Source organism: Sphingomonas sp. ID1715, assembly GCF_013044515.1.
Lineage (GTDB): Bacteria > Pseudomonadota > Alphaproteobacteria > Sphingomonadales > Sphingomonadaceae > Sphingomonas_B.
The window spans coordinates 104,228-123,610 of the sequence record NZ_JABEPR010000003.1 but is presented as its reverse complement, the minus strand read 5'-3'; the positions used below and the strand labels follow the sequence as shown (position 1 = coordinate 123,610).

At 65.9% G+C, this 19,383-nt stretch carries 18 protein-coding genes and 1 pseudogene; 15 read left to right on the top strand and 4 right to left on the bottom strand.

The features are described from left to right. Window positions 1-8 precede the first annotated feature (8 nt). Window positions 9-512, top strand: a complete 504-nt coding sequence (locus HJG53_RS09645; RefSeq protein WP_171129980.1) for a hypothetical protein — start codon at window positions 9-11, stop codon at window positions 510-512. Here the strand turns inward: HJG53_RS09645 and HJG53_RS09640 are convergent. Continuing rightward, window positions 509-1,414 carry a DMT family transporter gene (locus HJG53_RS09640; protein ID WP_171129978.1) on the bottom strand — a complete coding sequence of 302 codons (906 nt, stop codon included), beginning with the start codon at window positions 1,412-1,414 and terminating at the stop codon, window positions 509-511. The two genes, HJG53_RS09645 and HJG53_RS09640, sit on opposite strands and share 4 nt — an antisense overlap. After that, a complete protein-coding gene (locus HJG53_RS09635) occupies window positions 1,411-2,322 on the bottom strand; it encodes a LysR family transcriptional regulator (protein ID WP_217352750.1) in 912 nt (303 codons plus the stop codon). The genes HJG53_RS09640 and HJG53_RS09635 overlap by 4 nt, the downstream gene beginning before the upstream one ends. A gap of 71 nt (window positions 2,323-2,393) precedes the next feature. Between HJG53_RS09635 and HJG53_RS09630 the strand changes: the two genes are divergently transcribed. The 7 genes from HJG53_RS09630 to HJG53_RS09600 all read left to right on the top strand — a co-directional run bounded on the left by HJG53_RS09630 (window position 2,394) and on the right by HJG53_RS09600 (window position 8,324). Then, window positions 2,394-3,923: a CoA-acylating methylmalonate-semialdehyde dehydrogenase gene (locus tag HJG53_RS09630; protein WP_171129977.1), complete on the top strand. Its 1,530-nt coding sequence runs from the start codon at window positions 2,394-2,396 to the stop codon at window positions 3,921-3,923. Window positions 3,924-3,929: 6 nt separating this feature from the next. Beyond that, the gene (locus HJG53_RS09625; protein WP_171129975.1) at window positions 3,930-4,319 is read left to right on the top strand and encodes a hypothetical protein; all 390 of its coding nucleotides are present in this window, start codon (window positions 3,930-3,932) and stop codon (window positions 4,317-4,319) included. Between the two features lie 11 nt (window positions 4,320-4,330). Continuing rightward, entirely contained in the window at window positions 4,331-4,717 is a 387-nt protein-coding gene (locus HJG53_RS09620; protein ID WP_171129972.1) for a RidA family protein, read from the top strand. After that, window positions 4,714-5,199 carry a hypothetical protein gene (locus HJG53_RS09615; protein ID WP_171129970.1) on the top strand — a complete coding sequence of 162 codons (486 nt, stop codon included), beginning with the start codon at window positions 4,714-4,716 and terminating at the stop codon, window positions 5,197-5,199. The genes HJG53_RS09620 and HJG53_RS09615 overlap by 4 nt, the downstream gene beginning before the upstream one ends. Window positions 5,200-5,224: 25 nt before the next feature. Then, entirely contained in the window at window positions 5,225-6,370 is a 1,146-nt protein-coding gene (locus HJG53_RS09610) for an acyl-CoA dehydrogenase family protein (protein WP_171129968.1), read from the top strand. Window positions 6,371-6,484: 114 nt separating this feature from the next. Continuing rightward, entirely contained in the window at window positions 6,485-7,531 is a 1,047-nt protein-coding gene (locus HJG53_RS09605; RefSeq protein WP_171129966.1) for an enoyl-CoA hydratase/isomerase family protein, read from the top strand. 16 nt (window positions 7,532-7,547) lie between these two features. Beyond that, complete coding sequence (locus HJG53_RS09600; protein WP_171129964.1) at window positions 7,548-8,324, top strand: enoyl-CoA hydratase; 777 nt, start codon at window positions 7,548-7,550, stop codon at window positions 8,322-8,324. A gap of 81 nt (window positions 8,325-8,405) precedes the next feature. On the opposite strand, the gene HJG53_RS09595 is transcribed toward HJG53_RS09600, so the two are convergent. After that, entirely contained in the window at window positions 8,406-10,703 is a 2,298-nt protein-coding gene (locus tag HJG53_RS09595) for a CDC48 family AAA ATPase (RefSeq protein WP_171129962.1), read from the bottom strand. A 284-nt stretch (window positions 10,704-10,987) separates the two neighbouring features. Here HJG53_RS09595 and HJG53_RS09590 point away from each other — a divergent pair, with 284 nt between their 5' ends. The 3 genes and pseudogenes from HJG53_RS09590 (at window position 10,988) to HJG53_RS18705 (ending at window position 15,796) form a co-directional block, all read left to right on the top strand. After that, the gene (locus HJG53_RS09590) at window positions 10,988-11,890 is read left to right on the top strand and encodes a LysR substrate-binding domain-containing protein (RefSeq protein WP_171129960.1); all 903 of its coding nucleotides are present in this window, start codon (window positions 10,988-10,990) and stop codon (window positions 11,888-11,890) included. Between the two features lie 1,828 nt (window positions 11,891-13,718). Further along, window positions 13,719-13,823 (top strand): annotated as a pseudogene (locus tag HJG53_RS18710) (PEPxxWA-CTERM sorting domain-containing protein); the annotation flags it as partial. 290 nt (window positions 13,824-14,113) lie between these two features. After that, window positions 14,114-15,796 (top strand): PEPxxWA-CTERM sorting domain-containing protein, encoded by a 1,683-nt coding sequence (locus HJG53_RS18705; protein ID WP_254447671.1) that lies wholly within the window; start codon window positions 14,114-14,116, stop codon window positions 15,794-15,796. Window positions 15,797-15,851: 55 nt separating this feature from the next. Here the strand turns inward: HJG53_RS18705 and HJG53_RS09575 are convergent, their stop codons facing one another. Further along, window positions 15,852-16,235, bottom strand: a complete 384-nt coding sequence (locus HJG53_RS09575) for a hypothetical protein (protein WP_171129958.1) — start codon at window positions 16,233-16,235, stop codon at window positions 15,852-15,854. A 148-nt stretch (window positions 16,236-16,383) separates the two neighbouring features. Between HJG53_RS09575 and HJG53_RS09570 the strand changes: the two genes are divergently transcribed. The 4 genes from HJG53_RS09570 to HJG53_RS09555 are packed head-to-tail and all read left to right on the top strand — an operon-like array spanning window position 16,384 to window position 19,378. Then, the gene (locus HJG53_RS09570; RefSeq protein WP_171129956.1) at window positions 16,384-17,319 is read left to right on the top strand and encodes a DnaJ C-terminal domain-containing protein; all 936 of its coding nucleotides are present in this window, start codon (window positions 16,384-16,386) and stop codon (window positions 17,317-17,319) included. Window positions 17,320-17,325: 6 nt separating this feature from the next. Then, window positions 17,326-18,327: a YihY/virulence factor BrkB family protein gene (locus HJG53_RS09565; RefSeq protein ID WP_368039554.1), complete on the top strand. Its 1,002-nt coding sequence runs from the start codon at window positions 17,326-17,328 to the stop codon at window positions 18,325-18,327. Continuing rightward, window positions 18,324-19,127: an enoyl-ACP reductase FabI gene (gene fabI / locus HJG53_RS09560; RefSeq protein ID WP_368039553.1), complete on the top strand. Its 804-nt coding sequence runs from the start codon at window positions 18,324-18,326 to the stop codon at window positions 19,125-19,127. The genes HJG53_RS09565 and fabI overlap by 4 nt, the downstream gene beginning before the upstream one ends. Further along, on the top strand, window positions 19,127-19,378 hold the full coding sequence (locus tag HJG53_RS09555; RefSeq protein ID WP_171129954.1) for a DUF4160 domain-containing protein: 252 nt from the start codon (window positions 19,127-19,129) through the stop codon (window positions 19,376-19,378). Before fabI ends, HJG53_RS09555 begins: the two co-directional genes overlap by 1 nt. The last annotated feature ends 5 nt before the right edge of the window (window positions 19,379-19,383 follow it).

The window sequence follows — 19,383 nt, the reverse complement described above, 5'->3', positions numbered from 1 at the left end:
GGAATGAGGTGCGCTTCATCGACATCACCGGACTGCTTACGATTGATCGTCGAGCAATCAGAATGGGGGAGCCGCCTCTGACCCGCTTGTGCAAGGCGCTGAAGAGCCAAACTGCCGAACTAGTCGAGTCAAGTGAGCGAGAAGTGAAGTTCCGCCCCAGACTTGCTCGAGTGTCGGCGCCTAAGCCACAGCCGGTAAATTGGATCTTCGCTTATTTCACGAGTGGCGCCTTCTGCGTGACGGAGCAGGCAACGGAAGTGAGGGTCGCCTATCGTGGCCACATGTTCGGACCCTTTGTGATCTTCACCGCCGTGTTCGCTTGCGGAGGGGCGCTCGCTGCGGCCGATTCGGGAGAACTCGGCTACTTGCCTACCGCTGTTGTTTTGTGGTGGCTGATGTTCGCAATCATGAGGTGGCGTGCCCACCGCCAGCTGAGGCGCTGGCTTGAAATCGTGCTGACCTCTCCAGACATTCCGCCGGTGGGTCCGCTTGGATATTCACACCTGCCCTAATCGATAGCACCCGCAGCGGCGGTCTTCTCGCGGTGCAGGCGATGTTCGCGATAGACGATGTAGAGACCGCTGGCGATGATCAGCGGCGCACCGAGCCAGAGCGTGTGGCTCGGCAACGTCGAGAAGATCAGCCATCCGATCAGCGCGGACCAGACCAGGTTCGAATAGTCCATCGGCAGCACGACCGAGACCGGCGCCAGCCGCAGCGAGGCGGTCAGGGCGAGTTGCGCGGCGCCTCCCAGCAGGCCGAGCGCGAGCAGCAGGCCGAACGTCTCAGTGTCGTGCATCCTGCCGAACACCGGCATCAGCAATCCCATCGCCACCGTCGAGATTACCGTGAACCAGAAGACGGTGGTGGTCGCGCTTTCCGTTCGCCCGATCTGGCGCAAGGTGATGCTGACGCCGGAGACGACCAGCGCCGCGACGAGGCCGACCGCCACGCCCTTGGTCGACATGCCGGCTCCTCCCGGCAGCACCACCACCAGCACGCCGGCGAAGCCGATCAGCACGGCCGCCCAACGGTGGAGACCCACCGGCTCCTTCAGCAACACCGCCGACAATATGGTCGCGAAGATCGGCACGGTGAACAGCAGCACCGTTGCCTCGGCGAGCGGAAGCAGGATGAAGGTGGTGAAGTTGAGCGCCATCCCCGCCATGCCGACGATCGTGCGCCACAGATGCGCGCCGGGCCGGTGTGTTCTCACGGAGGGGAGGCCGGGACCAGCCGCGATCCAGCCCAGCACCAGCGGCAGGGCGAGCGCCTGACGGTAGAAGAGGCTCTCGAAAAGATTGACCCCACGCCCATCGGCGAGCTTCACGACCGCGAACATCAGCGTCAGCGTCACGGCGGCGACGAGTCGCATGGCGATGGCGAGCAGGCGGCGTTCGGCCGGCGGGGTCATGGCCGCCCCACCAGCAGGGGTCGCATGCGGACGATCAGCCGGTCCAGCCAGTCGACAAATGCCTTCACTCGCGCGACGCCGCGCAGATCGCGGTGCATGACCAGCCAATAGGCGCGGCGGATGTCGATCCGGTCGGGAAACACGCGCTGGAAGCCCTGGTCCGCGTCGCCGACGAAGCAGTGGAGGATGCCGATCCCGGCGCCGCTGCGGATCATCGCCGCCTGGGCATTGACGCTCGTGCTGGACAGGGCAGGCGTAAGCCCTGGCGCCACTTCCTCCAGATAATGGAGCTCGGGCGCGTAGATCAGGTCGGGGACATAGCCGACCAGCCGTTCGGCAGTCAGCTCTTCGAGCGTCGCCGGCGGGACCGTGCCGGCCTGGGCATAGAGGCCCAGATGGTAGTCGGTCAGCTTGCGCGCGACGAGCGGCCCCTGGCGCGGTCGCGCGAGCATCACGGCCAGATCCGCTTCGCGCCGTGAGAGGTTCAGAAAGCCCGAGGATGTGACGAGCTCCACCCCGATCCCCGGATGCGCATCCGCGAACTCGCCCAAATGGGGCGCGATGACGTTGGTGCCGAACCCCTCGGCCACGCTGACCCGGATCGTGCCGCCGACCGAGCCCGCCTGCGCACCTTCCGCACAGGCGATCGCCGCGCTCTCCATCGCCTGCACATGGGTCAGCAGCTCCTGCCCTCGCGCGGTCAATATGTGGCCGGCGGTGGTGACTTCGAACAGGCTGCGGCCGACTTCCGCCTCCAGCCGCCCCAGCCGCCTGGCCACGGTGGTCGCGTCGAGCGCCAGCCGCCGCCCGGCAGCGCTCAGCGTACCGGTGCGCGCAACGGCGAGGAAGATGCGGAGATCGTCCCAGTTCACCCGCGCGCCCTGCCTGCAATATTGCAGGGCGTCCATGTGGTTTTGCCCGCTTGTCTGCGAAAATGCGAAGGCGCATGGAGCGCGCGACAGATTGGCGGAGAGGACGAATGCGCGACATCGACCATTTCATCGTCGGCGGCCCCGGCGCAGCGGCGACCCGCTTCGGCGATGTGTTCGATCCCAACTCCGGCGCCGTTCAGGCCCGGGTGCCGCTGGGCACGGCCGACACGCTGGAGCGCGCCATCGCCGCCGCGCAAAAGGCGCAGCCGGGCTGGGCCGCGACCAACCCGCAGCGGCGCGCGCGCGTGATGTTCGCCTTCAAGGCGCTGGTCGAGGCGAATATGGACAGCCTCGCCCACACGCTTTCGTCCGAACATGGCAAGGTGATCGCCGACGCCAAGGGCGACATCCAGCGCGGCCTTGAAGTCATCGAGTTCTGCTGCGGCATCCCGCATGTGCTGAAGGGCGAATATACCCAAGGCGCCGGGCCCGGCATCGACGTCTATTCGATGCGCCAGCCGCTGGGCATCGGCGCCGGCATCACGCCGTTCAACTTCCCGGCCATGATCCCGATGTGGATGTTCGGCGTCGCCATCGCGACAGGCAACGCCTTCATCCTGAAGCCGTCCGAACGCGATCCGACCGTGCCGGTGCGCCTCGCCGAGCTGATGCTGGAAGCCGGCGCGCCGGAAGGCATTCTCCAGGTCGTGCACGGCGACAAGGAGATGGTGGACGCGATCCTCGACCATCCGGCGATCAGCGCGGTCAGCTTCGTCGGCTCGTCCGACATCGCACATTATGTCTATCGGCGCGGCGTCGAGGCCGGCAAGCGCGTGCAGGCGATGGGCGGCGCCAAGAACCACGGCATCGTCATGCCCGACGCCGATATCGACCAGGTGGTGAAGGATCTGTCCGGCGCCGCCTTCGGCTCGGCGGGCGAGCGCTGCATGGCACTGCCTGTGGTCGTGCCGGTGACCGACAAGACCGCGAACGAGCTGCGCGAGGCGCTGCTGCCCGCGATCGCTTCGCTCCGCGTCGGCGTCTCGACCGACGATGAGGCGCATTACGGGCCGGTCGTGAACGCCGCGCACAAGCAGCGGGTCGAGAATTGGATCCAGACCGGCGTCGATGAGGGCGCGGAGCTGGTCGTCGATGGCCGCGGCTTCTCCCTGCAGGGACATGAGCAGGGCTTCTTCATCGGCCCGTCGCTGTTCGATCACGTCAAGCCGACGATGAAGTCATATCAGGAGGAAATCTTCGGTCCCGTCCTGCAGATCGTCCGCGCGCCCGATTTCGAAACCGCGCTGCGGCTGCCCTCAGAGCATCAGTACGGCAATGGCGTCGCCATCTTCACGCGCAACGGCCATGCCGCGCGCGAGTTTGCGAGCCGGGTGAATGTCGGCATGGTTGGCATCAACGTGCCGATCCCGGTGCCGGTCGCCTATCACAGCTTTGGCGGCTGGAAGCGTTCCGCGTTCGGCGATATCAACCAGCACGGCATGGAAGGCGTGCGCTTCTGGACCAAGACCAAGACGGTCACGCAGCGCTGGCCCGACGGATCCGCGCTGCCCAAGGGCAGTGAGGATGGCGGCCCCAGCCGCATTCAGGACGCGTTCGTCATTCCGACGATGGGGTGAACGTTTTTGAGCGACACGACCCAGAAGTTCACCGTCCGATATGATGCAGGGTCACGAACCTTGCACTGGCGGATGGCGGGCTTCTGGAATCCGGAAGACGTGACGGCCTTTGCGCTTGCGATGCGTGCCGCCGTCGAGCCGCTCGGAGACCCCACGCCGCAGATGAGGGGGTTGTGCGATTCGCGCGACTTCCCGGTCCAGTCGGCCGAGGTCGCCCAAGCGCTCGGCCATCTCAACAGAATGATTCAGTCGGTGCGGCGGGGGCCGACGGCCATCGTCGTCGGCAGCATGATGAACAAGCTGCAGGCCGAACGTGCCCTTCAGTCGCCCAATTTGCGCGTTTTCCTCGACATGGAGGAAGCGCGTGCCTGGCTCGACCAGCACGCGCTGCAGTGAGTTCCTCACCGATGACCGAATGCCAGCACACTCAATCCGCTTCACCTTTCGAGGAGTCGATCGGCTTCTCGCGGGCGATCCGCGTCGGCGACCGCATCCTCGTCTCCGGCACGGCGCCGGTCGAGGCGGACGGCTCCAGTACGCCGGGTGACGCGGAGGCGCAGACCGAGCGTTGCCTCGACATCATCATCGGCGCGGTCCGGCAGCTGGGCGGCCAACGCACCGACATCGTGCGCACGCGCATGTTCATCACCGATCCGGCCGATGCCGACGCGATCGGCCGCGCGCATGGCCGGCGCTTCGCCGATGTGCGCCCGGCGGCGACCATGCTCGTCGTTTCCGCGCTGCTCAGGCCCGAATGGCGGGTCGAGATCGAGGCGGAGGCGTTGCTGACATGAAGACCGGACTGGCCCTGCTCCTGCCTATGGTGCTGCTCGCCTGTCAGCGGCCGAGCACCAACGATGCCTCGGCAGCCGAGGAGCAGAATCGGCTCGACGCTCCGGTGAAGGATGTCGAGACGCTACCCCCCGACGAGACCGCCATTGTCTCGACCGACAATGGCGCGACCGCGACCGTCCCCGCCAGCACCAAGATCCCGGAAAGCCTGCAGGGCCGCTGGGGCATGGTGCCGGCCGATTGCGACCCGGCGCGCGCCGACAATAAGGGCCTGATGACGGTATCGGCCGACAGGCTCGCTTTCTACGAATCCCGCGCCACGCTGGAGAAGGTCGCGAGCGCCGACCCCGACCGCTTCTCCGGCGACTTCTCCTTCAGCGGTGAGGGCCAGAGCTGGAAGGCGAAGGTGACGCTCACCCGGCAGGGCGACAGCCTTACCCGCGAGGAAGACGGCTCCCGCTTCACCTACAGGCGTTGCGCCTGATCCACCCTTTGCTAACCGGACGCGCATGACCAACCAGTTCGACCTCACCGACGATCAGCGCCAGATCCAGGAGATGGCACAGAAATTCACCGCCGACGCGATCACGCCGTTCGCGGGCGAGTGGGACGAAAAGAGCCATTATCCGGTCGAGGTATGGAAGGCCGCGGGCGAACTGGGCTTCGGCGCCATCTATGTCGCCGAGGAATCGGGCGGCATCGGGCTGGGCCGGCTGGAGGCGGCGCTGATCATGGAAGCCATGGCCTATGGCTGCCCCGCGACCAGCGCGTACATCTCGATCCACAATATGGCGACGTGGATGATCGATCGCTTCGGGGGTGCGGAGATCAAGGCGCGCTTTCTGCCCCAGCTGGTCACGATGGAAATGATCGCCAGCTATTGCCTGACCGAGCCCGGCTCCGGCTCCGACGCGGCCGCGCTCAAGACGAGCGCGCGGCGGGACGGCGACCATTTCGTGCTCAATGGCACCAAGCAGTTCATCTCGGGCGCGGGCTATAACGACATCTATGTCTGCATGGTCCGCACCGGCGAGGAAAAGTCGAAGGGGATCAGCGCGATCGTCGTCGAAAAGGACACGCCAGGTCTGTCCTTCGGCGCGCCGGAAAAGAAGCTCGGCTGGAACGCCAGCCCGACCGCGCAGGTGATCTTCGAGGATTGCCGCGTGCCGGTCGCCAATCTGGTCGGAGCGGAAGGGGAAGGCTTCCGCATCGCCATGGCGGGTCTTGATGGCGGACGCCTGAACATCGGCGCATGCTCGCTTGGCGGCGCTCAGCGCTGCCTCGACGAAGCTGTCAGCTACACCAAGGAACGGCAGCAATTCGGCCAGCCCGTGGCCGACTTCCAGAACACGCAGTTCATGCTCGCCGACATGGCAACGGATCTCGAGGCCGCGCGCGCCCTGCTCTACATGGCGGCCGCCAAGGTGTCGGCCAATGCGCCGGACAAGTCGCGCTTCTCGGCCATGGCCAAGCGGCTGGCCACGGATAGCGGCTCATCCATCGTCGATCGCGCCCTGCAGCTGCACGGCGGCTATGGCTATCTGAAGGACTATCCGATCGAGCGCTTCTGGCGTGACCTGCGGGTGCATTCGATCCTGGAAGGCACCAACCAGGTGATGCGCCTGATCGTCGGCCGAGAGCTTACGCGGCAATGATCCTTCGAGACGCCGTTTCGCCAAGCTCAACGGCTCCTCAGGATGAGCGCTCTTGTATTTTCCGCTCATCCTGAGGAGGGACTGAGCTTGGCTAAGGCCCGTCTCGAAGGACTTATGACCGAAGACATCATCAGCTTCACCGAAGGCCATGTCGGCCGCATCAGGCTGAACCGGCCCAAGGCCATTCACGCGCTGACCACCGTCATGTGCACGGCGATCCTGGAGCAGATCGAAGTGTGGCGCGGCGATGAAGCGGTGCGGGCGGTGCTGTTCGATCACGCGGAAGGCCGCGGCTTTTGCGCGGGCGGCGACATCCGCATGCTGGCCGAGTCCGGCGCGAAGGACGGGGCGGAGGCGCGCGCCTTCTTCCACACGGAATATCGGTTGAACGAGCGGCTGTTCACCTATGTGAAGCCGACCGTCGCCTTCATGGATGGGATCACCATGGGCGGCGGCGTCGGCATTGCGCTGCCGTGCAAATATCGCGTCGCGACCGAGAACACCCGCTTCGCCATGCCGGAGACGGGCATCGGCCTGTTTCCGGACGTGGGCGGCGGCTGGTACCTGTCGCGGCTCCCCGGCCGGACGGGACAGTTCCTGGCGCTGACCGGCGCGCGGATCGACGGCGCCGAGTGCCTCTTTCTGGGGCTCGCGACGCATTATCTCCCCGCCGCTGCGCTCGACGAAGTGAAGGCCAAGATCGCGGCCGATCCGACGGCGATCGAAGCGATATTGGACGCCTTCTCGGAAGAGCCGCCGCCTGCGCGCATCGAGGAAAATCTGGAAGCCATCGACCGGCTGTTCGCTTCCGACACGCTCGAGGACATCTATGCCGCGCTGGAGACGGACGGGTCCGCCTGGGCGCGGAAGGAACTGGCGACGCTCAGGTCGAAATCGCCCCAGACGATGAAAGTCGCGCTCCGCCTGCTCAAGGAAGGCGCGCACATGCACAGCTTCGCCGACGAGATGCGGCAGGAATATGCGGTCGGCGCCCATGTCGTGCAGCGCCACGACTTCATCGAGGGCGTGCGGGCGGTGATCGTCGACAAGGACAATGCGCCCAAATGGGACCCGGCGACGCCTGAGGGCGTGACCGAGCATATGCTCGACACGATCTTCGCGCCCCTGCCGGAGGACGAGGCGTGGACGCCCTATCGATGATGGAAAAGGAGACCGCATGAGCCAGTACGAGACCATCCTGATCGAGCGCCACGATGCCGTGACGCTCGTCCGTCTGAACCGGCCGCAGGCGCTGAACGCGCTCAACTCGACGGTGCTCAAGGAGCTGATCGATGCGTTCGCCGCCTATGACGCGGATCCGGCGCAGCGCTGCCTGGTCCTCACCGGCTCGGAAAAGGCTTTCGCGGCTGGCGCCGACATCAAGGAGATGTCCGGTCAGGGCTTTGCCGACATGTACGGCTCGAACTTCTTCGCCGGCTGGGAAAAGGTAACGGCGACGCGCAAGCCCTGGATCGCAGCGGTGGCCGGCTATGCGCTGGGCGGCGGCTGCGAAGTGGCGATGATGGCCGACTTCATCATCGCTGCCGACACCGCCAAGTTCGGCCAGCCGGAGATCAAGCTCGGCGTCTCGCCCGGCATGGGCGGCTCGCAGCGGCTGACCCGCGCCATCGGCAAGGCCAAGGCGATGGAGATGTGCCTGACCGGGCGGATGATGGACGCGGCCGAGGCGGAGCGGTCCGGCCTGGTGGCGCGCGTCGTGCCCGCCGACAGCCTGGTCGAAGAGGCACTGAAGACCGCCGCCGCGATCGCGGCCATGCCCCCGCTCGCGACGATCGCGAACAAGGAGATGGTCAACGCGGCCTTCGAAACCGGCCTCGCGCAAGGCATCCTGTTCGAACGCCGCCTGTTCCATGGCCTGTTCGGGACCGAGGACCAGAAGGAAGGCATGGCCGCCTTCGTCGACAAGCGGCCGGGGAACTGGACCGGGCGGTAAGGACCTGTTCCCCGGCGCAGGCCGGGGTCCAGTGCTTGCGCCCTGCCGATGGGCCCCGGCCTTCGCCGGGGAGCAGACGAGCTAATCCACCTCCTTCGGCGCGCGCGGCGTCAGTTGGCCGGGCGCGACGAAGCCGATCGAGTGCATCGACATCGCCTCCTGCTTGATGTTGGCGGCGATCTGTTCGTACTCCCGCTCCATCTCCGGAGTCACCGAAGCACGGGTATCCTGCAGCGCCTTTTCGAAATGCGCCATCGCGACGCGCTCATTGCCGAGTGACTCGCGCAGCGCGGAGAGGCCGGCGCGGCGCACCAGGTCTTCCAGGTCGGCGCCAGTGAAGCGATCGGTGCGGCGGGCCAGGCTCGCCAGGTCGACATCGTCGGCGAGCGGCATCTTGGCCGTGTGGACCTCGAGGATGCGCTGGCGCCCGGCCTCGTCGGGCACGGACACATAGACCAATTCGTCGAACCTGCCTGGCCGCAGCAGCGCCGGGTCGATCAGGTTGGGCCGGTTGGTCGCGCCGATCACGACAACGGACTGCAGCTCTTCCAGCCCGTCCATTTCGGCCAGGATGGTGTTGACCACCCGCTCCGTCACCTGCGGCTCGCCGAGCCCACCGCCGCGCGCGGGCACCAGGCTGTCCAGTTCGTCGATGAAGATGACGGTCGGCGCCACCTGCCGCGCGCGGGCGAACAGGCGGGCGATCTGCTGCTCGCTCTCGCCATACCATTTGCTGAGCAGGTCGGACGATTTGGTGGCGATGAAGTTCGCCTCGGCTTCGCGCGCGACCGCCTTGGCGAGCAACGTCTTGCCGGTGCCCGGCGGGCCATAGAGCAGGAAGCCTTTGGCCGGCCGGATGCCGAGGCGGCGAAAGGCGTCTGGGTTTTTGAGCGGCAGCTCGACGCCTTCGCGCAGGCGTTCGCGCGCGTCGTCCAGCCCGCCGACATCGTCCCAGCGCACATCGGGCTTCTGCACCATCACTTCGCGCATCGCCGAGGGCTGGACGCGCTTCAGCGCGTTGACGAAGTCGTCGCGAATGACCGAGAGCGTATCGAGCACCTCGGGCGGCACCGTGCGCTCCTCGAGATTCAGGCGCGGCATGATCCGCCGCACCGCCTCGATAGCGGCTTCGCGGGCAAGCGCGCCCAGATCGGCGCCGACGAAGCCGTAGGTGGTGCGCGCCAGCTCATCCAGGTCGACGCCGCCGTCCAGCGGCATGCCGCGGGTATGGATACCGAGGATCTCGCGCCGCCCGCGCTCGTCCGGCACGCCGATCACGATCTCGCGGTCGAAGCGGCCCGGACGGCGCAGCGCCTCGTCGATGGCTTCGGGGCGGTTGGTGGCGGCGATGACGACGAGATTCGCGCGCGGCTCCAGCCCGTCCATCAGCGTCAGCAGCTGGGCGACGAGCCGCTTTTCCGCCTCGCCAGACACCTGGCCGCGCTTGGGCGCGATCGAGTCGATCTCGTCGATGAAGATGATCGACGGCGCGTTCTGCGTCGCGTTCTCGAACACTTCGCGCAGCGCCTTCTCGCTCTCGCCATAGGCGGAGCCCATGATCTCGGGCCCGTTGATCAGGAAGAACTCGGCATCGCTTTCATTGGCGACCGCGCGGGCGAGGCGGGTCTTGCCGGTGCCGGGCGGGCCGTGCAGCAGCACGCCCTTGGGCGGATCGACGCCGAGGCGCTGGAAGAGCTCCGGATAGCGCAAGGGCAGCTCGACCATCTCGCGCAGCTGGTCGATCGCGCCGGCCAGTCCGCCGATATCGTCATAGGTGACGTCGGCACGGCGGTTCTGCGGCTCCTCATATTCGGGCCGCAGCTCGACCTCGGTGTTCTCGTCGATATGGACGACGCCCTTGGGGGTCGAGGAGACCACGACAAGCCGGATTTCCTGCAGCGCATAGGCCGGCGCCGCGAGCATCTGGCGGAGCTGCGGGGGCATGCCGTCATTCTGCACGCGCTGCTGCCCGGCCGTCGCGACCACGTCGCCGGCGGTGAGAGGCCGGCCATAGAAGCTGCGCTTCAATGCGGCGCCGGTGCCCTGCAGGCGGAGATTCTGTTGCGCCGGTGCGAACACGACGCGGGTCGCAGGCCGCGATTCGACCTTACGTACCTCGATCTGATCGCCGGAGCCGACGCCCGCATTGGCACGCTGCAGGCCATCCAGGCGGATGATGTCCAGCCCTTCGTCTTCCGGATAGGGGAGCACGGCCCGCGCCGGCGTGGCGCGCTTGCCCGCCAGTTCGACGACGTCCCCTTCCTGCAGACCCAACGCTGTCATGATCGCGCGCGGGATGCGGGCGAGCCCGCGGCCGCTGTCTTCGGGCCGTGCATTGGCGACCTGCACGCGCCGCGTCTCGATCTCGCTATCCGCCATTCATCATCTCCGGTCAGGCAGCTTAACTAGGGGCCGGCCCGGAACGTTGCGAGGCTGAGCACAAAAAAAGAGGCCAGCCCCGAAGGACCGGCCTTTGAAAGTTTTAGGAGAGGATGCCTGAAAGGCCTGCTCTATGTGCAGTGCAGCGGTTTATGTTGCAAGTGCGAAAAGCAAAAAAGCGGTTGCACAAATTGCAACAGGCCTGCTCTAAGAAAATGCGAGAACGGTGCGAAACGAAAGCGGCCCAAAAATGCTGCTGCGATGCACCATGAGGAGGTTGAGGATTGCGTCGCTTACCCCCGTTGACTGCGGTCGAGGCATTTGTCCAGGTCGCACGGCTCGGCTCAATCAAGGCGGCGGCCGAGGAACTTGCACTGTCTTCTCCAGCGCTTAGCCGGCGCGTCCAGGCTCTTGAACGGTTTCTCGGCCGCCCTCTGTTTGATCGGGTGCCCGGCGCCATGCGGCTCAATACCGATGGCGAACGGTTGCTCGAGACGGTCTCGCCGCACCTGGCCGGGCTGGAGGACGCGATCGAGTCGCTGACATCCGAGGGGAATATCGTGCGGCTGCGACTAGGGGTGCTGCCGCTTTTTGCATCGCAGCAGCTGTTTCCGCATCTGCCCGAGCTTCGTGCTGCTCATCCCGAGCTTCACCTAGACGTCGATACGGGCGCGCATGCGATCGCCCGGCTCGGCGATGGGCTCGACGCCGCGATCGTGCTGGCGCGCGAGGTCGATCCGGCACTCTATTCCCACCGGCTCGACCGCAATCGCATCTTCCCGATCGCGGCGCGCAGCCTGACGGAGGGACCGGGGGCGATCCGCCGGCCTGAGGACCTGACGCGGGCCACCGTCTTCCTGCACCGCGACATGCCCGAAACACTCGACGCCTTCTGCCAGGCACTGGGGATGGAGGCGCTGGAGCCGCTCGCCATCGATCACTTCGATTCGGGGCAACTGATGCTGGACGCGGCCGCCCAAGGGCTTGGCGTCGCCTTCATGCTGGAAAGCCATTTGCGCAATGCTCAGGATGAGCGGCTGGTGCGGCTGTTCGATATCGAGGTGGAAAGCCCCTATAGCTATTGGTTCGCCTGCCGCCCGAAGGCGCTGGAAACCCGGGCGGTACGGATGTTCCGGGATTGGCTCGTCGCCCTGTTCGACCGCGCACCGGAGGCTAAGGCGGCCTGAGACGATAGCGGCCCGGGGAACAGGGCGGGCCGCTCTACCATGAATGGCTAACGGCCGCGTGTCAGGTCCCGTTCTGGGACGGGGGCGAAATGACCTAAAATCAAATGATTGACAGAAGGTTACAAACCGGCTGAGCAGTCACACATGATCCATGTCGGATCATGAGAGCCGCGGGGGGCGACCAGGGGGACGGCTTCGAGTCGTCGGTGGAAACCCCTCCCCGGCTTTGGGAAGGGGAAAGTACTCAATGAAGCATGTACGCATCGCGGCACTCGCCGCGACGATGCTTGCGCTCGGCAGCACGGCAGCCTCGGCGCAGCAGATCAAGCACGCTTGGTGGGAGACCAAGGGCGTGCTCGGACCGACGGTCCAGGTGCCCGGCGACATCTCGCTCGACCAGAATGGCAAGAGCGCGCCGGTCTTCAATGCCGGTCAGGTCGTGATCGGCTTCGAAGGCATCAGCCAGTATGACGCCGCCGCGTTCGGCCGTAACTTCATTCCGCCCGACACCAACGGCGCGGCGGGCCGCACCCAGTATATGTCGACGACCAACGGCGCCTATGCCGTGTTCGACAAGGCGACCGGCACCCGCACGATGCTGTCGCAGGACAATGCGTGGTGGACGGCGCATGGCGGCCAGGCGACCGGCGGCGACACGCGCGTCATGTACAATGCGGACGCATCCCGCTGGGTGATGGTTGCGTTCGGCGCCAACGCCAAGGACCTGCAGATCGCCGTCTCCGACACGGACAATGCGCTCGGTGGCTGGAAGACCACTGTGTTCGAAGGCTATGCCGGGCTCGGCTTCGGCGCGACGGCCGATTATCCGACGCTCGCGCTCGACAAGAACGCGGTGTACATCGGCACGAACAACTTCGCTCCGGCTTCGGCTGGCGGCTCCAACAGCTTCCGCGGCACGACGCTGAACGTCATTCCGCTGGACAGCCTGTTCAACGCTGGCGCTCCGACCATCGCGGGCATCAAGCAGTTCGTGACGCCGTATAACCCGGGTGCGGGCCAAGTCGAAGACCGTGGCTTCGCGATCCAGGGTGTCAACAGCAGCACTGCCGGCACCACCGGCCGTGTCGTGTCCGCCTCGCTGTTCGAATATGACTCGATCACCTACACGGTGAACGGTCTGTCGACGAGCTCGGCAACGGGCGCGACCCGCGGTGCGGTCGACTACCTCGGCGAAGCCGGCTTCGTCACGGCGGGTCCGGGCCGTCAGCCGTCGCCGATCGCCGCCAACCAGCGCATCATCGACACCAATGACGAGCGCATCAGCAGCAGCGTCTACGAGGTGAACGGCAAGATCTACATGCTGCACACCGTCAACTCGCTGCTGGACGCTCAGGACGAGGCGCGTACCCGCATCGTCGTGATCGACTCCGCTTCGGGCAACATCCTGAGCACGACCGAAATCGGCGCCGCCGGTTACGACTATTACATGGGCTCGCTCGCCGTGAACCAGGCGGGTCAGGTCATGGTCGGCTATAACCGCTCGGGCCTCGATCCGGCGACCGGCAAGATCGGCTTCTACGCGCGTGCGTACAAGACGCTGGCCGACGGCACGCTCGTCGAAACGCTGGGTGAGACGCTGCTCAAGGAAAGCCTGACCAACGACTATCACAATGGCAGCCTCGACGGGCAGGCCGCGGTGGGACGTCAGCGCTGGGGTGACTACAGCCAGGTCTCGGTCGACCCGACGCAATATGATGGCTTCTGGGTCATCGGCGAGTTCGCGCGCGAGCCGAACAATGCCGCGAACGGCCATCCGGGCGGCACCGGCGGCACCCGCTGGGGCACCTGGATCGCCAACGTCCGGGCCGGTGCGGTGCCTGAGCCGGCGACCTGGGCGATGATGCTGATGGGCTTCGGCTTCGTCGGCGCCGGCATGCGCCGGGCGCGCAGCGTCAAGGTCAGCTACGCCTGATCTTAGCTTTGGCGTGAAATCGGAGCGGGGAAGCGTGCTTCCCCGCTCTTTTTTTGCCGCCAGCCCGTCCCGTATCGGGACTGGGCGATTACAACGGCACGCAAGCCTTTGAAGTTGGGCGAGCTCCTGCCCGTCCTGTCCGATCTTCCGCCGTGGTTACCGCCCCGTTGACTCATTGCCGCAAAAGGTATGCATTCCCCGAATGACTCCGCTGTGAGTCTGTCTGCCGTTGCGTAGGGGGTGACGGGGCTGGTCCTGTTCCGCGCGCGGCGAAAGGGGAAGGGGACATCATGTTGAGATTGCGTGCAGCTGCTCTTGCGGCGTCCGGACTGTTGGCGATCGGCGCCAGCGCGGCGTCCGCGCAGACGGTCAAGACCTATTGGTCGCAAAAGGGCCTTGCCGGCCCAACCATCATCCTGCCGGGCGACATTTCGAACGACAACAACAACAAGCCTGCCACGGTGTTCAACGCCGGCAATGTCGTGATCGGCTTCGAAGGCATCAGCCAGTACGACAATGCGGCGTTCGCGCGGAACTTCATTCCGCCCGACACCAACGGCGCCGTCGGCCGTACCCAATATCTCGAATCCTCGAACGGCGCCTTCGCGGTGTTCGACAAGGCGACCGGCACCCGCACTTTGCTCCAGTCGGACATCGACTGGTGGGGCGGCAAGGGCCAGGTCGGTGCCAATGGCGACAACCGCGTGATGTACAATGCGGATGCGAGCCGCTGGATCGTGGTCGGCTTCGGCGCGAACACCAAGGACCTTCAGATCGCGGTGTCGGACACCGACAACGCGCTTGGTTCCTGGAAGTCGCTGAAGTTCGAGGGCTTCAACGGCAACACCGCCGACTATCCGACGCTCGCGCTCGACAAGAACGCCGTCTATATCGGCACCAACAACTTCAAGGTGGGCTGCAGCGCCGCCAATCCTTCGGCCAATGCTTTCTGCGGGACGACGATGAACGTCATCCCGATCGACAGCCTGTTCAATGCGGTAGCGCCCACGCTCACCAACATGAAGCAGTTCGTGACGCCCTATAATCCGGGCGCCGGGCAGGTCGAAGATCGCGGCTTTGCGCTCCAGGGTGTCAACAGCACCAGCGCCGGCTCCTCCGGCAAGGTCGTGACCGCCTCGCTGTTCAACTTCGACTCAATGGCTTATTCGGTCAACGGGCTGAGCTCGTCCGACGCGACCGGTGCGTCGCTGGGTGCGATCGACTATCTCGGCGAAGCCGGGTTCGTCAGCCCTGGACCGGGACGGCAGCCATCGCCGATCGCCGCCAACCGGCGCATCATCGATACGCTGGATGAACGCATCAGCAGCAGTGTCTATGAGGTGAACGGCCGCATCTACATGCTGCACACGGTCAACTCGCTGCTCGATCCGCAGGACGAGGCGCGGGTTCGCGTCGTCGTGCTCGACTCGGCGACCAACAACATCCTCGACGAGTTCGATGTCGGCGAGACGGGTTACGACTATTACCAGGGCTCGATTGCGGTGAACGCCGCCGGCCAGGTCGTCATCGGCTATAACCGGTCGGGTCTCGATCCCGCGACCGGCAAGATCGGCTTCTACGCCCGTGCGTACAAGACGCTCGCCGACGGCACTCTCGTGGAGACAATGGCCGAAACCCTGCTCAAGGAAAGCCTGACCAACGACTATCACAATGGCTCAGTTGACGGGCAGCCGGCCGCCGGCCGTCAGCGCTGGGGCGATTACAGCCAGGTCTCGGTCGATCCGACGCAATATGACGGCTTCTGGGTCATCGGCCAGTTTGCCCGTGAGCCGAACAACGCGGCGAACGGCCATCCGGGCGGGACCGGCGGCACGCGCTGGAGCACCTGGATCGCCAACATCCGCGCCGGTGCGGTGCCGGAACCGGCGACCTGGGCGATGATGCTGATCGGCTTCGGCTTTGTCGGTGCCGGCATGCGCCGCGCACGCAGCGTGACGGTTAGCTTCGGCTGATCGACTCAGCCGCCAAAGGGATGCGGGCGGGGCTTCGGCTCCGCCCGTTTTTTTTTCAGTAGCAGCGGATCAGCTTGACGCGCCGGCCCTTGGTTAGCTCCAGCTTTTGGGTGCTGCCTTGCGCGGTGACGGTCAGCAGCATCGTCTCGCCGGCAAGTCGTCCGGCATAGCGGGCGGGCTTGGCGGCCGCGCCGTCGGCAACCTGCGGACCGGCGCCATAAGCCTCGAAATCACCCTTGGCCGTGAAGCTGCCATCCTTCTTGATCCGGAAGGCGGTGAGCCGCCCGCCAGCACAGGACTGGCGCAGCTCGCCGCCTTGGGCATCGATGGTCAGCATCGCATCGGGCCCGCCCCATTGCCCCTCCAGCGCCGATGCATCGGCCGCGCCGCTCATCCCGAGCGCCGCAGCAGTGAGAAAGATTGCATGACGCCGCTCCATTTCCGTCTCCACTCAAAGGACCAGCCTACACCCTCTGCCTGGGCGTGCGAAGCGGAACCTCTTGCCTGAACCTCGTCTTGCCACCAAATGACTGTTGCTGATTTGCAACAGCGGGTTATTGAAGACGAACCGAGCAGCAGGACGACGAATGGCCACCGATCCCTACTCCGTGCTGGGCGTCGCGCGCGGTGCCGGCGAGGACGACATCAAGAAGGCCTATCGCAAGCTTGCGAAAGAGCTGCATCCCGATCGCAACAAGGACAATCCCAAGGCGGCGGAGCGCTTCTCGCAGGTCACCGCCGCCTATGACCTGCTGAACGACAAGGACAAGCGCGCCAAGTTCGATCGCGGCGAGATCGACGCGGACGGCAACCCGACTGCGCCGTTCGGCTTCGGCGGCGGTCGGGGCGCGGCCGGCGGCTATCGCTCGGCGGGCACGTCGGGGTTCGACTTCGGCACCGATGCTTCGGATTTCGGTGACATCTTCGAAGGGCTGTTCGGCCGTGGCGGCGGCGCCGGCGGCTTCACCTCAGGCTTCGGCCGCCGCTCCGCACCGCCACCCCGCGGCGCGGACATGGCCTATCGCCTGCGCGTGCCGTTCGAAGAGGCGGCGGCGCTGAAGCCGCAGCGGATCACGCTTGCGGATGGCAAGACGATCGACCTGAAGCTTTCGCCCGGCGTCGAGAGCGGCACGCAGATGCGGCTCGGCGGCAAGGGTGAGCAGGGCCCCGGCGGACCCGGCGATGCGATCGTCACCGTCGAGATCCAGCCGCACCGCTTCTACAAGCGGGACGGCGACAATGTGCTGCTCGACCTGCCGATCACGCTCAGGGAGGCGGTGCAAGGCGGCAAGGTCAAGGCGCCCACGGTCGACGGCGCCGTGATGGTCAATGTGCCGGCCGGCTCCACCTCCGGCCGCGTGCTGCGGCTCAAGGGCAAGGGCTTTCACAAGAAGGGCGGGGATCGCGGCGACCAGCTGATCACGCTGATGGTCGATGTGCCGTCGGACGATGCGGAACTCGCCGCCTTTGTCGACGGCTGGGGCGGAGGCGAGCGCAACCCGCGCACCGCTCTGGGCGTCTAGCCGTTCGTGGACCTTGTCGACGAAGCGCATGAAATCGACCTGCCGGACGGCCCGGCACCGCAGACTCCTGAGGCGCGACGCCGGCGGCTGCTCCGCACGCGCCAGCGCGTCGACGACACGTTCAAGAAGCTTGGGCCGGGTTCACGAGTCCGCGTGGTGCTCGGTCGCGCGTTCGAGGGGCTGTGGAACGACGGCTTCATCCACGCCGGCAATCTCGCCTATCTGACGCTGCTGACGCTCTTTCCCTTCTTCATCGTCGTCGCGGCGATCGCCCAGGCGCTGGGCCGCGACGCCGCCACGCTCGACGCGCTCCGCCAGTTCCTGGCCCAGGTGCCGCGGGATGTGGCGGATGTGCTCGAAAAGCCGATCAGCGACGTGCTGACCGCCCGCTCGGGCAATCTGCTCTGGCTCGGCGCGCTCGGCGGCCTGTGGAGCACCGGCGGCTTCATCGCGACGCTGAAGGACATTCTGTACCGCGCCTACGGCGTGCGCTCCGCCTCCACCTTCTGGATGGCCCGGCTCCGCTACACGGCGATCACGGTGGGGTCGGTGCTGCTGGTGCTGGTCTCGTTCCTGCTGCAGGCGGTGCTGGCCGGACTGGAGCAGTTCGTGCTGCGCCTGTTTCCGGTCGCCGACAGCTCGCTGACCTTGCTGCTCAGCGCCTCGCGGCTGATTCCCGGCCTGTTCATCTTCGGGGCCTTCTACCTGCTCTTTTATGTGATGACCCCGAAGCGGTATCGCGGCCGCGGCTGCCGCAAATGGCCGGGGCCGCTGTTCGTCGCGGTCTGGTGGCTGCTCGTCACCTCGCTGCTGCCGTGGGCGCTGACGCTCATCGGCGGCTACGACCTGACCTATGGCAGCCTGGCCGGCGTCATGATCGCGCTCGTCTATTTCTTCACGCTGGGCCTGGGCGTCGTCTTCGGAGCGCACCTGAACGCGGCACTGGCCGAAGTGCCGCAGAGCGCGCTAAAGGGCGCCGATACGAAGACAGAGGTGCTCGCCAAGTGACGGATCTGATGAAGGGCAAGCGCGGGCTGATCATGGGCCTGGCCAATGAACGCTCTCTCGCCTGGGGTATTTCGAAAAAGCTGCACGAAGCCGGCGCCGAACTCGCCTTCAGCTATCAGGGCGAGGCGCTGGAGAAGCGCGTGCGGCCGCTCGCCGAAGAGCTCGGCTCCGACTTCCTCCTCGACTGCGACGTGTCCGACATGGCGGCCCTCGATCGAACCTTCGCCGAACTGAAGGAGCGTTGGCCTGCCATCGACTTCGTCGTGCATGCGATCGGCTACACCAACAAGGAAACGCTGCGCGGCCGCTATTGCGACATCGGCCTCGATGATTTCCTGCTGACGATGAACATCAGCGTCTACAGCTTCACCGCGGTCGCCCAGCGCGCCGCCGCGATGATGCGCGAAGGCGGATCGCTGCTCACCCTCTCCTATTACGGCGCCGAAAAGGTGGTGCCGCATTACAACGTCATGGGCGTGGCCAAGTCCGCGCTCGAAACGAGCGTCAAATATCTGGCGAACGATCTCGGCCCCGACGGCATTCGCGTCAACGCGATCTCGGCCGGCCCAATCAAGACGCTCGCCGCCTCCGGCATCGGCGATTTCCGCTACATCCTGAAGTGGAACGAACTGAACAGCCCGATGCGCCGCAACGTTTCGATCGAGGATGTCGGCGGCGCCGCGCTCTATCTGCTCAGCGATCTGGCGGCAGGCGTGACCGGCGAAACCCACCATGTCGACGCCGGCTACCACGTCGTCGGCATGAAGCAGAAGGACGCACCCGACATTGCGCTGGCCTGATGCCGGTTGTATTCAGGGAAGCTGGGCTGCGCATCCACTTCTTCGCCCATGAAGGCCTGCCTCGCGAGCCTGTCCACGTCCATGTCGCTCGTCCAGGAGGGGACGCCAAATTCTGGCTCGACCCCGAAGTGCGCCTCGCCCGCAACAAGGGGCTGACCGCGCGCGAGTTGCGGCAGGCCCAGGAAACTGTCAGAAAGCGCCGTCAGGAACTGATCGATGCATGGAACGCCTTCTTTGCCGGAAGCGACTGACGTTC